The sequence below is a fragment of the Pseudomonas sp. UYEF17 genome, assembly GCF_040546125.1.
In the GTDB taxonomy this organism is placed as follows: domain Bacteria; phylum Pseudomonadota; class Gammaproteobacteria; order Pseudomonadales; family Pseudomonadaceae; genus Aquipseudomonas; species Aquipseudomonas putida_Z.
The window spans coordinates 280089-293229 of sequence record NZ_JBEPNE010000006.1; the positions used below are offsets into that span (position 1 = coordinate 280089).

Here is a 13141-nt window from a genome sequence, read left to right on the forward strand (position 1 = left end):
ACCGCTTTTTTCTGGAGTACCCGCACATGTTGAAAAGCAATGGCGAACGCCTGTGGGCGAGCCTGATGGCCATGGCCGAAATCGGTGCCACTGCCCGTGGCGGCAGCTGCCGCCTGGCCCTGAGCGACGAGGACAAGGCTGGCCGTGAACTGTTTAGCCACTGGTGCCGCGAAGCCGGCCTGACGCTGACTGTGGATGCCATCGGCAACCTGTTCGTTCGCCGCGCTGGCAGCGACCCGGATGCAGCGCCGGTGATGATGGGCAGCCACCTCGACACCCAACCTGAGGGCGGCCGTTTCGATGGTGTCTACGGTGTGCTGGCGGGCCTTGAAGTGGTGCGCCGGCTCAATGACCTGAACATCCAGACGCGCAAACCGCTGGAAATCGCCGTATGGACCAACGAGGAGGGCGCCCGCTTCACCCCGGCCATGTTCGGCTCGGCGGTGTTCACCGGCACCCTGGCACTGGACGAAGCGCTGGCCATTCGCGATGCCGATGGCATCAGTGTCGCCGATGAACTGCAACGCAACGGTTACGCCGGCCGGCGCCCGCTGGGCGGCCAGGTCGATGCCTATTTCGAGGCGCATATCGAGCAAGGCCCGATCCTTGAAGACAACGCCAAGGCCATTGGCGTGGTCAGCGGCGGGCAGGCCATCCGATGGCTCGACGTCACGGTCGAAGGCATGGCCGCACACGCCGGCACCACGCCGATGCCGCTGCGCAAGGATGCCCTGTACGGCACCGCACGGATGATCCAGGCGGTCGAGCAACTGGCTGCCGATTTTGCCCCTGAAGGCCTGACCACGGTGGGTGAACTGTCCATCGCCAAGTCCTCGCGCAACACCATTCCGGGGCTGCTGCAGTTCACCGTCGACTTGCGTCATCACCGGGATGAAGCCATCGAGGCGATGGAGCGCGACCTGACGTTGAAGCTGCAAGCCATCGCCAATCAGCGCGGGTTGCAGGTGCGTATCGAGCGCCATTGGGTCAGCCCGGCCACACCATTCGATGCCGATTGCGTAGCCGCCGTGCAGCAGGCAGTGGATGGCCTGGGCTATGCCCAGCAGTCGATCGTCAGCGGCGCCGGCCACGACGCCATCCTGCTGGCCCGCTACTGCCCGACCGCCATGGTGTTCATCCCTTGTGTCGGCGGCCTGAGCCACAACGAAGCCGAAGACGTGTTGCCCGACGACGCCCGCCAGGGCGCCGATGTACTGCTCAATGCCGTGCTGGCCCGCGCGGGTCGTATTGAACAAGGAGACGCCTGATGCGTTGCTACTTCCACCCCGAACAACTGCTGCACCACCCACGCAGCTATTACTCGCGCGGCGCCATGCGCACCCCGCAGGAAGTCCCCGAACGCGCCCAGCGCCTGCTGCAGGCGGCCAAGGATCTGGGTTTCGACATCCGTCAACCTGAGGACGCCGGCCTCGAACCGCTCAAGGCAGTGCATGGCGAGGCCTACCTGGCCTTCCTCGAAGAGGCTCATGCGCGCTGGAAGGAAGTGCCCGAGGACTGGGGCGACGAGGTCATGTCCAACATCTTCGTGCGTGAACCCAACGCCCTGCGCGGCATCCTCGCCCAGGCCGGGCGCTACCTGGCTGACGGCAGCTGCCCTGTAGGCGAACACACCTGGCGCTCGGCCTATTGGTCTGCGCAAAGCGCAGTGGCCGGTGCCAAGGCCATTCTCGACGGCGAGCCGGCGGCCTATGCCCTGTGCCGGCCGCCAGGCCACCATGCGCGCTTCGATGCAGCCGGTGGTTTCTGCTACATCAACAATGCCGCTGTCGCTGCCCAGGCCTTGCGCAGCCGCTACAGCCGCGTGGCCATCCTCGATACCGACATGCACCACGGGCAGGGGATTCAGGAAATCTTCTACAACCGCCGGGATGTGCTGTATGTGTCAGTGCATGGCGACCCCACCAACTTCTACCCGGGTGTGGCCGGGTTCGCGGACGAGCGTGGCAGCGGTGCGGGGGAGGGGTACAACCTCAACTTGCCGATGGCGCATGGGGCTAGCGAAGCGGACTTCATGGGGCAGCTGGAGATCGCGCTGGCAGCGGTGAAGGACTTTGGCGCCGAGGTGCTGGTGTTGTCGCTGGGGTTCGATATTTACGAACTCGACCCGCAGAGCAAGGTGGCGGTGACGACTGAAGGGTTTGCGGTATTGGGCGAGCGGATTCGGGCGATGCGCTTGCCGTGCCTGATCGTGCAGGAAGGGGGGTATCACCTGGAGAGCCTGGAGGCGAATGCGCAGGCGTTTTTTGCCGACAAGGCGGACTGGCGATAACGTAGTGTCGGGGCTGACAGGTGCTTGCCTTGACAGTTTCAGCGCCTATGAGATCGAGCGCCGCCCGCGCGGCGCTTCGCAGCACAAGGCTGCTCCTACATCTGTTTCGGGCCAATTATTCCTGTGCCTGGTGGGTTGCAGCCTTGGTGCATGACTGGAGATGGATGAAAAGCAGCAAAGCAACCTTCGATATCGAATGGAACAAACAAGGCGGGCAGAGGTGACCTCACAGGAGTGACTGGCCCGAAACAGATGTAGGAGCAGCCTTGTGCTGCGAAGCGCCGCGCGGGCGGCGCTCGATCTCATAGGCGCTGAAGGTGTTGTGGCGAACACCCCGCAATCCGTTACACCCCACCCCGGCGCACATGCTTCACCAACACCTTCTCCAGCAACTCCCACATCGCCGGCTCGGTACTGAACGCCACGTTGAACCGCATCCACCCGGTCGCCTTGGCATCGACCATGAACAACTGCCCGGGCCCGAGCATGATGCCTTTCTCCAACGCATCATCCAGCAACGCCGCGCTGTCCGGAATCGCCGGGTGGCGGGTCCAGATATACATCCCTTCATCCGACTCGATGAACAGCTCGAAGCCCAACCGATGCAGATGCCGGCCAACTTCCTGGTGCGCCTCGGCCAAACGCTGGCGCAGGCGCTTGAGGTGCTTGCGCCAGCGCCCGTCGATGATCGCGGCATACACCACGCGCTCCATCACCTGCGAAGTGGTGAGGCCAGAGCGCATCTTCAGGTGCAGCAGCTTCTGCATCAGCTCGGGGTTGGCCAGCATGTAGCCGACCCGCACATTGGGCGAAATGCTCTTGGAGTAGCTGCCCACGTACACCACCTGCTGCAGGTGGTCGAGGCTGGCCAGGCACGGCTGCGGTTCGGCGACCATGTCGGCGTACAGGTTGTTTTCCACCAGGCGGAAGCCATGCTGGCTGGCCAGTTGCAGCAGGCGGTGCAGCTGCGGCAGCGGCGTGCGCGAGCAGGTCGGGCTGTGCAGGTGCGGCTGGGTGAAGAACGCAGTGGGGCGGTGATGGGTGAGCAACTGCTCCAGCTGGTTCAGGTCGTAGCCGGCCGGTGTGCGCGGCACGCCGACCAGGGTTGCGCCCTGGGTGCGCAGGATGCTCATCAGGTTGGGGTAGCCAGGGTCGTCCACCAACACCACGTCGCCCGGGCGCACCAGGGTGCGTGCGGCCAGGTCCAGGGCCTGGCTGGCGCCATGGGTGAGCATCAGCTGCGCCGGGTTGGCGACGATCGACAGTTCTTGCTGCAGGTTCTGTGCGGTCAGTGCTCGCAGCTCCATCAGGCCCATGGGATCGCCGTAGCCCGACAGCTCCAGCGGGCTGCCGGCCACCTGGCGCAGGCCGCGGCGCAGGCCGTCTTCGTACATCCAGTCGTTGGGCAGCCAGCCGCAGCCAGGCTTGAACGGCAGCTGGCGGATTTCGAAGATCTGCTGCAGGTACCACTCGGAGTTGAACGTTGGTCGACTGGTGTCGGCCTCGGCGTTGTGCGGGTCGAGCAATTCGCCCGCCGCGCGGTTGACGAAGAACCCCGCATTGCCCCGGCTCACCAGCAGGCCCTGGGCGACCAGACGGTCGTAGGCCTCGACCACGGTGAAGGTGCTCACCGAATAGCTCGCGGCAAAGGCGCGGATCGAGGGGACCTTGGCGCCTGGCTTGAGGGTCTGGTTGTCGATCAACTCGCGCAGCCCGTCGATGATCTGGTTCACCAGCGGGGTCGAGGAGTCTGGATGTAATTCGAACATTCGGGGCCTTCAGGGTGCGTATCGCCCGGCGTTTGCAAGGTGTATTGCATGGGCGACCTGTACAGTGCAGTGCGAGTTTCATGCCACTGTGCATGGCTCTCTGCGTCGGACATTTTTACATTAGGTGTCAGATATCGCCACCTAAAGCATGTTCAGTTCGCCCCAGGCGCCTGCCCTGGGGCGCGTCAGCAGGCCGCCATGGAGGGCCTGCGTGTGTTCGCTCACACCATCCTGCGCGCATTAGCACTGATGTACGTGAAACCGCCAGCCATCGGGGTTTCACAGTTTTCCTTGGATAAAAAGAAGCACGGGGTACACAACTGATGGACGCAACATCCACAACCACCACCGCGAAAAGCGGGCACGAGAGCAAGCTCAGTGCCTCGCTCAAGTCGCGCCACCTGACGATGATGTCGATCGCCGGGGTTATCGGCGGCGCCTTGTTCGTAGGTTCCGGCAGCGTGATTCACAGCGCCGGCCCAGCCGCTGTGCTGGCCTACCTGGCAGGCGGCATCCTGGTGGTACTGATCATGCGCATGCTGGGTGAAATGGCGACTTCCTCGCCAGACACCGGTTCGTTCTCCACCTACGCCGATCGCGCCATCGGCCGTTGGGCCGGTTTCACCATCGGCTGGCTGTACTGGTGGTACTGGGTCATCCTCATGGCCTGGGAAGCTTATGTGGCGGGCAAGATCCTGCATGGTTTCTTCCCCGACGTCAGCGTCAACGTGTTCGTGCTGGCCACGACCCTGTTGCTGATCACCGTCAACTTCTTCAACGTCAAGCACTACGGCGAGTTCGAGTTCTGGTTCGCCTTGATCAAGGTGATCGCGATCGTCTGCTTCCTGATCGTGTGTACCGCTGCCGTGCTGAACATCTGGCAGTTCGGTGAAGTACGTGGCATCAGCCACCTCACCGCCGAAGGCTTCATGCCCAATGGCATCACCACCGTGATTGGTGCCTTGCTCGGGGTGATGTTCGCCTTCCTCGGCGCGGAAATCGTCACCATCGCCGCTTCCGAAGCCAAGGACCCGGCCGCGCAGATCGTCAAGGCGACCAACTCGGTGGTCTGGCGTGTGTGCCTGTTCTACGTGGGTTCGATCTTCCTGATCGTCTGCCTGGTACCGTGGAACGACCCGCACCTGGGCGTTTCCGGCTACGGCGCCTACCGCCGCACCCTGGAGCTGTTGGGCGTGCCGTATGCCGAGCTGCTGATGAACTTCGTGGTGCTGACCTCGGTGAGCAGCTGCCTGATCTCGGGCCACTACACCGCTTCGCGCATGCTGTTCTCCCTGGCCCAGCGTGGCGACGCGCCGTCGTTCTTCAAGATCACCCGCGCCGGCACCGGTGTACCGGTGTACGCGATCATGGGTTCGTGCGCCGTGGCCGTGGTGTGTGCGCTGATCAACTTCAGCGAGACCCTGCGCCCGAAAGACGTGCTGGAAACCCTGATGAACACCACCGGCATGATTGCCCTGCTGGTGTACCTGGTGATTGCCTTCTCGCAGCTGCGCATGCGCCGCAAGCTGATTGCCGAAGGCAAGGAAGTACGCCTGAAGATGTGGCTGTTCCCATGGCTGACCTACCTGGTGATCGCGTTCATCGTGGCCGCCCTGGTAACCATGGCCTTCATGCCTGACTACCAGATCCTGGTGATCTCCACCGGTATCGCCGCGGCAATCGTGGTGGCGATGGGTGTGGTGCATCAGATCCGCACTGGCAAGCAGCACTAAGCGTCACTCGCTTCTCGAAACGGCCGGCTCCCTCAGGGACCCGGCCGTTTTGCGTTGTTGGGCCAGTTCCGGCTTGTGCACCGTTGTAGGAGCGGCCTTGTGTCGCGATCGGGCCGCAAAGCGGCCCCAGATTTCTCGATTGCTGCGACTATCGCTGGGGCCGCCTTGCGGCCCGATCGCGACACAAGGCCGCTCCTACAGGGATCGCGTAGCCCGTTACATGGCATATGCTGAACACATTGCCCGCCCAGAGGAGCTTCACATGGCCTGGTCCGCCACCCAGTACTCGCTGTTCGAAGACGAGCGTACCCGCGCCGTGCGCGATCTGCTCGCCGCTGTGCCACCACGCCCGGTACGCCACGCCACCGACCTGGGCTGTGGCCCTGGCAATTCCACCGAGGTGCTGCTGCAACGTTACCCGGATGCCCAGGTGACGGCCCTGGACAGTGACCCGGACATGATCGAAAAGGCCCGCGAACGTAAACGGCTGTGCATCCCCCGGGTGCGCACTGTCGTCGGTGACATTGCCGGCTGGTCCGCCCCCGAGCCGCAGGACCTGATCCTGGCCAATGCCTCGCTGCAATGGGTACCCGACCACGCCTCGCTGTACCCGCATCTGGTGCGCCAGCTGAGCGAAGGTGCCAGCCTGGCTGTGCAGACCCCGGACAACCTCGACGAGCCGGCCCACCGGCAGCTGCGCGAAATCGCCAGCCAGGGCCCCTGGGCGGCGAAGTTCGCTGATTTCCAGCTGCCGCCGCGGCACAGCGCGGCGTTCTACTACGACCTGCTCAGCCCGCTGTGCGCGCGGGTGGATGTGTGGCGCACCACCTACCACCACCCGTTGGCCGGTGGCGCGGAAGCCGTGGTGGAATGGTTCAAGGGTTCGGCCTTGCGTCCGTACCTGGGGCGGTTGGAGGAGCAGGAGCAGGCGGATTTCCTGCAGATGTATCTGCAGGCGATGCAGCGCGACTACCCGCCGGCCACCGATGGCAAGGTGCTGTTGCCGTTCCCGCGGCTGTTCGTGATCGCTACCCGCTAGGGCGGCGCCAGCGCCAGGCCACGTAGCTGTAGATGCCGAGGTTGAGCAGCAGCACAAAAGTGCCCAGCAGCAGCTGGATGTGCGGTGTCAGCCCGGCGGGGTAGATCAACGGCCAGATGTAGTGCTCGACGAAGCCGCCCTGGTAGCCTGCGTCACCAGCCGCGTTGCGCATGCGGTTTTCCCAGGTGGTCAGCGGGCAGCCCAGGTGCAGGCATTCCACCGCCAGGCCCCAGGCCAGCGCCGGCAGGTGCAGCAGCAGGGCAGGGCGCCAACGCAGTACCAGCAGGCCGCCGAACAGCACCAGCAGGATGAAGAGCAGGTGCAGCAGGACCAGGGTGTCGGCGGCAAGGCGGTAGAGCATGGGTTGTGTGCCGAGGGTTGAGGTTATCCCAGCATAGTTGGGTTGCCTGTACCGGCCTCTTCGCAGCACAAGGCTGCTCCTACAGGGGGATGCGATAATTCTGTAGGAGCAGCCTTGTGCTGCGAAGAGGCCGGCACAGGCTTACAACCCTTCCTCAACCATCTGCAGGAAGGTCGCCACCACCCGCCGCGTGCGCTGCTCGCTCAGGCACACCAGTGTCTCGGTCAGGTGCCGCTGGCAATCGACGATCGGCAAGGCGCACACCCGCGCATCCGCACCAAACTCCGCCGCCGACACCACCCCCACACCAATCCCCACCACCACCGCTTCCCGCGCCGCTTCCCGGCCTTCCACCTGGATCGCCGGGCGAATCCGCAGCCCGGCTCGTTGCATTTCTTCTTCCAGCGTCTGCCGCGTCACCGACCCGGGCTCGCGCAGTACCAGCGGCGTATCGTCCAGGTCCGCCAGGCTGATCGCGCCGCGGCTGGCCCATGGGTGCTGGTGCGAGACAAACGCCACCATCGGGTCGCGGCGCAGCGGCAGGCAGTGCAGCCGCTCATCGTCGACGTCCCGCCCCAGCAGGGCCAGGTCGGCCTGGTAGCTGAACAGCCGGGCCAGCGACTCGTCGGTGTTGCCGGTCTCGATTTTCACCTGGATGCCCGGGTAGCGCTGGCAGAAGCGGGCGATCTGCGGCAGCACGTGCACCGGCGCATCCACCGCCAGCACCAGGCTGCCGGTGTGCAGCGCACGCGAATCCTGCAGCAGTTCATGGGCTTCGGCCTCGCAGGCGAACAGGCGCTGGCTGATGCCCAGCAGGCGCTCGCCGAGGTCGGTGAGCTGCACCGAACGCTTGTTGCGGTGGAACAGCAAGACGCCGAAGCGCTCCTCCAGTTTGCGCACCTGGTCCGACACCGCCGGCTGGGTAAGAAACAGCTTTTCGGCGGCGCGGGTAAAGCTTCCGTGAACGGCCACGGCATGAAAGGCCTTGAGTTGTGCGTGGGAAACCGACATGACGACCTCAGTAACAAGCTGAGCTTATGTGTGAAATACGATAAATCGATTTTATTTATCTTAGCGCAACTGTTTCCATGCATGTCAGCCCGACGCTGGTACCACAAGTGCCGCCAGGGCCATGGCACCCACACGGCGCCATCTGACCCGATGACAGCCTCGTCATCGCTGTGCGTAACACAAGAACAAGACAGGCGTTTCTTCACATTCTGCCGGCACACTCAAGCAAGAGGTCAGACTTACATGAATCAATCCCTAGCCGCGTTCAAACGCTGGCGTATCCAGATTTTCGCCATTACCTGGCTGGCCTACGCCGCCTTCTACTTCACCCGCAAGGCCTTCTCGGTGGCCAAGCTGGGCATCGGTGAAGACCCCAACTTCATGCTCGACAAGGCCGCCATGGCCAACCTCGACGCCATCTACCTGGCCGCCTACGCCGTGGGCCAGTTCACCTGGGGCATGCTTGCCGACCGCTTTGGCCCACGCGTGGTGGTGCTCGGCGGCCTGCTGATTTCTGCTGCTGCGGCGGTGGTGATGGGCAGTTACGCCACCTTCCCGATCTTCGCCACCTGCATGCTGGTGCAGGGCCTGGCGCAATCCACCGGCTGGGCCGGGTTGTGCAAGAACATCGGCAGCTTCTTCCCGGCGTCGCAGCGTGGGCGGGTGCTGGGCCTGTGGAGTTCCTGCTATGCCTTCGGCGGCCTGGTGGCCTCACCGTTCGCCGGCTGGTGGGCCTATACCCTGGTCGGTACCTGGCACGCGGCGTTCTTCTCCAGTGCCGCGGTGGTGGCGCTGGTGGCCGTGCTGTTCTTCTTCCTGCAGCGCAACAAGCCTGAAGACGTCGGCCTGCCGGCGGTGGAGCCCGAGCCACAAAGCATGGCCCCGGCCGGCAACCTGTGCAGCGTGTGGGCGCCGCTGAAGGAGATCATGCGCAACCGCACGGTGCTGACCCTGGGGCTGGCGTACTTCCTGTTGAAGCCGGCGCGCTACGCCATCCTGCTGTGGGGGCCGGTGATCGTCTTCGAGCAGATGCCCTCGGTGGGCAAGGTGGGGGCAGCGATCATCCCGACAGCCTTCGAACTGGCCGGGCTGCTCGGCCCGATCATCATCGGCCTGGCCTCCGACAAGCTGTTCGGCGCCCGGCGCATGCCGGCCTGTGTCATCAGCCTGGTGTTGCTGACCGTGGCGTTGGCGGCGTTCATGGCGGCCATGCACACCGGCAGCGTGATCCTGGTGGTGGCCCTGCTGTTCGTCATGGGCCTGACCCTGTACGGGCCGGACTCGATGATCAGCGGCGCTGCGGCCATCGACTTCGGCACTGCCAAGGCCGGCGCCACCGCAGCAGGCTTCGTCAACGGCTGTGGCTCGGTGGGAGCGGTGCTGGGCGGGCTGCTGCCGGGGTACTTCGATGGTGTCACGGTGTTCATCGTGTTCGCCGGCTGCGCGCTGTTCTCGGCGCTGGTGCTGCTGCCGCACTGGAACAGCCGCCCGGCCAGCGCTGCGCAAAGCACTGACGTGGCCCCGAATACCAGCATGGCAATCAAGCCACTGCGTACCTGAAAGGAAAGCGAGCGAATGAGACCCTTCTGGCTGCAACAGGCCCTGGATTCGGCGCAAGAGGCGGTGTGCCCACCGCTGCAAGGCGATGCCCGTTGCGATGTGTGCATCGTCGGCGGCGGCTATACCGGCCTGTGGACCGCGCTGATGCTCAAGGAAGCGGTGCCGGCCCTGGATATCGTGCTGATCGAGGCCGATATCTGCGGTGCCGGTGCCAGTGGCCGCAATGGTGGCTGTGCGTTGTCCTGGTCGGCCAAGTACTTCACCCTCGAGCGGCTGTTCGGGGTGGCCGAGGCGGTGCGCCTGGTGCGTGAGTCCGAGCGCAGCATCGGTGAGATCGGCGCGTTCTGCGCGGCCAATGGCATCGATTGCGACTACCGCCTGGACGGCACGCTGTACACCGCCACCAACACCGCGCAGGTCGGCGCCACCGACGCGGTGATCGCCGCGCTGGAGCAAAAGGGCATCAATTCGTTTCGCCGCCTGCCGCTGCAGCAGGTGCAGCGCCTGGCGGGTTCGGCGCGGCACCTGGAAGGCTGGTTCTCGCCGGCCGCGGCCACGGTGCAGCCGGGCAAGCTGGTGCGCGGCCTGCGCCGGGTGGCCTTGCAGCGCGGCGTGCGCATCCATGAGGGCACCGCCATGACCGGCCTGGAGCACGGCGCCCCGGTGCAGGTGCGCACGGCCCATGGCACGGTGCGCGCCGACCGCGTGGTATTGGGCCTGAATGCCTGGATGGCGCGGGCTTTCCCACAGTTCGAGCGCAGCGTGGCGATTGTTTCCAGCGACATGGTGATCACCGAACCTTGCCCCGAGTTGTTGCACCAGGTCGGCCTGGACAGCGGCATCAGCGTGCTCGATTCGCGGATATTCGTGCATTACTACCACAACACCTCCGATGGTCGGCTGATGCTCGGCAAGGGCGGCAATACCTTCGCCTATGGCGGGCACATCCTGCCGGTGTTCGACCAGCCGTCGCCGTACCGGCCGCTGCTGCGTGAAAGCCTGGGCGGGTTTTTCCCGGCGCTGGCCGAGGTGCCGCTGGCGGCGAGCTGGAACGGGCCGTCCGACCGCTCGGTCACCGGTTTGCCGTTCTTTGGCCGGCTGGACGGGCAGGGCAACGTGTTCTACGGCTTTGGTTACTCCGGCAGCGGCGTCGGGCCGTGCCACATGGGCGGGCAGATTCTGTCGTCGCTGGCGCTGGGGCTGGACAACCCATGGACCCGTTCGCCGCTGGTCAAGGGGCCGCTGGGACTGTTCCCGCCCGAGCCGATCCGCTACCTGGGTTCGCTGATGGTGCGCAATGCCATCCGCCGCAAGGAGCGGGCCGAGGACCGTGGGCAGCGGCCGCGGAGGCTGGATGTGCGGTTGGCGCGGTTTGCCGCGGCGGCGGGCAAGGCCGATAAAGGCTGATGAGATTTCTTGTCGAACACAGGCCGGAGGGCGTATAAACTGCACCCACTTTTGGCCGGTCGCTTCCTGAACCGGCCGCTGAAACAAGAGAGTCGACATGGGCGCACAGTGGAAAGCCAAACATAAAGAAGCCGCGGCCAACGCCAAAGGCAAGATCATGGGCAAGCTGTCCAAAGAGATCCAGATCGCCGCCAAGTCCGGCGCCGACCCGGACATGAACCCACGCCTGCGCCTGGCCATCGAGCAGGCCAAGAAGGCCTCGATGACCCGCGAGACCCTGGAGCGCGCAATCCGCAAGGGCGCGGGCCTGGACGGCGATGCCGTGCAGTACTCGGCGGTAAGCTACGAAGGTTTCGCCCCGCACCAGGTACCGCTGATCGTCGAGTGCCTGACCGACAACGTCAACCGCACCGTCGCGCAGATCCGCGTGCTGTTCCGCAAGGGCCAGCTGGGTGCCAGCGGTTCGGTGGCCTGGGATTTCAACCACGTCGGCCTGATCGAAGCCACCCCGAGCGGCGACGCCGACCCGGAAATGGCGGCCATCGAAGCCGGTGCCCAGGACTTTGAAGACGGCGACGAAGAGGGTTCGACCCTGTTCATCACCGACACCACCGACCTGGACGCGGTGCAGAAGGCCCTGCCGGAGCATGGCTTCACCGTGACCTCGGCGAAGATCGGCTACACCCCGAAGAACCCGGTGAGCGCGGCCACCCTGAGTGCCGAGGCGCTGGCCGAGGTGGAAGCGTTCCTCGAAGCCATCGACGAGAACGATGACGTGCAGAACGTTTATGTTGGTCTGACTGACTGATCTGCGTGTCTGGGGCCGCTTTGCGGCCCATCGCGACGCAAGGCCGCTCCTACAGGGGAACGCATGACCCATGTAGGAGCGGCCTTGTGTCGCGAAACGAGGGCAAAGCCCTCGCCAGCGGTCTGGAGCCGAACCCCGATGAACCCCGCTTTCGCCTCCCTCAGCCTCGCCCACCTGCGCACCCTCGACCACCTGCTGCAGCTGAAGAACCTCAGCCACGCCGCCGAGCGCCTAGGCGTCAGCCAGTCCGCCCTCAGCCGCCAGCTGGCCCACCTGCGCGAAGCCTTCGACGACCCCTTGCTGGTACGCCAGGGCCGCGGTTACGTGCTCAGCGAACACGCCGAAGCCCTGGTCGAACCCCTGCGCCAGGTTCTCGAAGAGCTGCACGCCCTGCGCCAGCCCGCGGTGTTCGACCCGGCGCGCTGCGAGCGGCGTTTCTGCCTGGCCGCTTCGGACTACGTGGCCGAGCACATGCTGCCGCTGCTGGTGGCGGCGCTGGAGCGCGAAGCGCCGGGTGTATCGCTGGAGTACCGCACCTGGCAGGCCGGCCAGTACGCCTTGCTGGCCAGCGGCGAGATCGACCTGGCCACCACCTTGTTCGACGAGTCGCCACCCAACCTGCACGGGCGCCTGTTGGGCGAGGACCGCGCGGTGTGCCTGATGCGCCACGACCACCCGCTGGCAGCCCGCGGCGCGCTCAGCCAGGCCGACTACCTGGCGCACAAGCATGTGCGTATTTCCGGTGGAGGCGACAAGGACAGCTTCATCGACCGCCACTTGCGCGCCCAGGGCCTGCAACGGCGGGTCAGTTTGGAAGTGCCGTTCTTCTCTGCCACCGTGCAGGTGATCGCCAACAGCCAGGCGCTGGCCACCGTGCCCGAGCACATCGCCCGGCAGCTGTGCCGCCTGCATGATCTGGCCTGGCGGCCGTTGGGCTTCATCGACCACAGCCAGCGCTACTGGGTGGTGTGGCACCAGCGCCTGCAGGCCTCGGCCGAACACCGCTGGTTGCGCAACCGAGTGTTCGAGTTGTGGCGCCAGTCGCAGTTCGGTGTGCAGGGCGGGCATGCGGGTTTGCCATAGCAGGTATGCGCGAGGCGGGGTTATTTGCCTGGGGATAGGTGCCTAGACTGGGGGCATTATGTTGCCTGTACCGGCCTCTT

11 protein-coding genes are annotated in these 13141 nt (G+C 65.1%); 8 read left to right on the top strand and 3 right to left on the bottom strand.

The window, feature by feature from the left end; translation table 11 throughout:
* Nucleotides 1–26: 26 nt before the first annotated feature.
* On the top strand, nucleotides 27–1268 hold the full coding sequence (locus ABIB24_RS12945; protein WP_274120256.1) for a Zn-dependent hydrolase: 1242 nt from the start codon (nucleotides 27–29) through the stop codon (nucleotides 1266–1268).
* The gene (locus tag ABIB24_RS12950; protein WP_137163571.1) at nucleotides 1268–2290 is read left to right on the top strand and encodes a histone deacetylase family protein; all 1023 of its coding nucleotides are present in this window, start codon (nucleotides 1268–1270) and stop codon (nucleotides 2288–2290) included. The genes ABIB24_RS12945 and ABIB24_RS12950 overlap by 1 nt, the downstream gene beginning before the upstream one ends.
* Nucleotides 2291–2634: 344 nt before the next feature.
* Here the strand turns inward: ABIB24_RS12950 and ABIB24_RS12955 are convergent, their stop codons facing one another.
* The gene (locus tag ABIB24_RS12955) at nucleotides 2635–4059 is read right to left on the bottom strand and encodes an aminotransferase-like domain-containing protein (RefSeq protein WP_015269943.1); all 1425 of its coding nucleotides are present in this window, start codon (nucleotides 4057–4059) and stop codon (nucleotides 2635–2637) included.
* A gap of 323 nt (nucleotides 4060–4382) precedes the next feature.
* On the opposite strand from ABIB24_RS12955, the gene ABIB24_RS12960 reads away from it, so the two are divergent.
* Both ABIB24_RS12960 and tam read left to right on the top strand, forming a co-directional pair.
* Nucleotides 4383–5792 (top strand): amino acid permease, encoded by a 1410-nt coding sequence (locus ABIB24_RS12960; protein ID WP_025338600.1) that lies wholly within the window; start codon nucleotides 4383–4385, stop codon nucleotides 5790–5792.
* A 262-nt stretch (nucleotides 5793–6054) separates the two neighbouring features.
* Entirely contained in the window at nucleotides 6055–6831 is a 777-nt protein-coding gene (tam, locus tag ABIB24_RS12965; protein WP_085592733.1) for a trans-aconitate 2-methyltransferase, read from the top strand.
* Here the strand turns inward: tam and ABIB24_RS12970 are convergent.
* Together ABIB24_RS12970 and ABIB24_RS12975 are read right to left on the bottom strand one after the other, a co-directional pair.
* Complete coding sequence (locus ABIB24_RS12970; protein ID WP_137163572.1) at nucleotides 6821–7192, bottom strand: DUF2784 domain-containing protein; 372 nt, start codon at nucleotides 7190–7192, stop codon at nucleotides 6821–6823. The two genes, tam and ABIB24_RS12970, sit on opposite strands and share 11 nt — an antisense overlap.
* Nucleotides 7193–7333: 141 nt before the next feature.
* Nucleotides 7334–8203 carry a LysR substrate-binding domain-containing protein gene (locus ABIB24_RS12975; RefSeq protein ID WP_013972053.1) on the bottom strand — a complete coding sequence of 290 codons (870 nt, stop codon included), beginning with the start codon at nucleotides 8201–8203 and terminating at the stop codon, nucleotides 7334–7336.
* Nucleotides 8204–8446: 243 nt separating this feature from the next.
* Between ABIB24_RS12975 and ABIB24_RS12980 the strand changes: the two genes are divergently transcribed.
* The 4 genes from ABIB24_RS12980 to ABIB24_RS12995 all read left to right on the top strand — a co-directional run bounded on the left by ABIB24_RS12980 (nucleotide 8447) and on the right by ABIB24_RS12995 (nucleotide 13061).
* Entirely contained in the window at nucleotides 8447–9763 is a 1317-nt protein-coding gene (locus ABIB24_RS12980; protein ID WP_085592731.1) for an MFS transporter, read from the top strand.
* A gap of 15 nt (nucleotides 9764–9778) precedes the next feature.
* Nucleotides 9779–11170, top strand: coding sequence for an FAD-dependent oxidoreductase (locus ABIB24_RS12985; protein WP_274079510.1), 1392 nt, complete (start codon nucleotides 9779–9781; stop codon nucleotides 11168–11170).
* A gap of 97 nt (nucleotides 11171–11267) precedes the next feature.
* Nucleotides 11268–11978 carry a YebC/PmpR family DNA-binding transcriptional regulator gene (locus ABIB24_RS12990; RefSeq protein WP_085592727.1) on the top strand — a complete coding sequence of 237 codons (711 nt, stop codon included), beginning with the start codon at nucleotides 11268–11270 and terminating at the stop codon, nucleotides 11976–11978.
* A 138-nt stretch (nucleotides 11979–12116) separates the two neighbouring features.
* Nucleotides 12117–13061 carry a LysR family transcriptional regulator gene (locus ABIB24_RS12995; RefSeq protein WP_025338607.1) on the top strand — a complete coding sequence of 315 codons (945 nt, stop codon included), beginning with the start codon at nucleotides 12117–12119 and terminating at the stop codon, nucleotides 13059–13061.
* Nucleotides 13062–13141: the final 80 nt, after the last annotated feature.

What these genes read in the sequence shown, in the direction of transcription:
- ABIB24_RS12960 (WP_025338600.1), top strand. Translation starts at nt 4,383, where the DNA reads ATGGACGCAACATCCACAACCACCACCGCGAAAAGCGGGCACGAGAGC.
- tam (WP_085592733.1), top strand. Translation starts at nt 6,055, where the DNA reads ATGGCCTGGTCCGCCACCCAGTACTCGCTGTTCGAAGACGAGCGTACC.
- ABIB24_RS12995 (WP_025338607.1), top strand. Translation starts at nt 12,117, where the DNA reads ATGAACCCCGCTTTCGCCTCCCTCAGCCTCGCCCACCTGCGCACCCTC.
- ABIB24_RS12975 (WP_013972053.1), bottom strand. Translation starts at nt 8,203, where the DNA reads ATGTCGGTTTCCCACGCACAACTCAAGGCCTTTCATGCCGTGGCCGTT.
- ABIB24_RS12980 (WP_085592731.1), top strand. Translation starts at nt 8,447, where the DNA reads ATGAATCAATCCCTAGCCGCGTTCAAACGCTGGCGTATCCAGATTTTC.
- ABIB24_RS12990 (WP_085592727.1), top strand. Translation starts at nt 11,268, where the DNA reads ATGGGCGCACAGTGGAAAGCCAAACATAAAGAAGCCGCGGCCAACGCC.
- ABIB24_RS12985 (WP_274079510.1), top strand. Translation starts at nt 9,779, where the DNA reads ATGAGACCCTTCTGGCTGCAACAGGCCCTGGATTCGGCGCAAGAGGCG.
- ABIB24_RS12950 (WP_137163571.1), top strand. Translation starts at nt 1,268, where the DNA reads ATGCGTTGCTACTTCCACCCCGAACAACTGCTGCACCACCCACGCAGC.
- ABIB24_RS12955 (WP_015269943.1), bottom strand. Translation starts at nt 4,059, where the DNA reads ATGTTCGAATTACATCCAGACTCCTCGACCCCGCTGGTGAACCAGATC.
- ABIB24_RS12945 (WP_274120256.1), top strand. Translation starts at nt 27, where the DNA reads ATGTTGAAAAGCAATGGCGAACGCCTGTGGGCGAGCCTGATGGCCATG.
- ABIB24_RS12970 (WP_137163572.1), bottom strand. Translation starts at nt 7,192, where the DNA reads ATGCTCTACCGCCTTGCCGCCGACACCCTGGTCCTGCTGCACCTGCTC.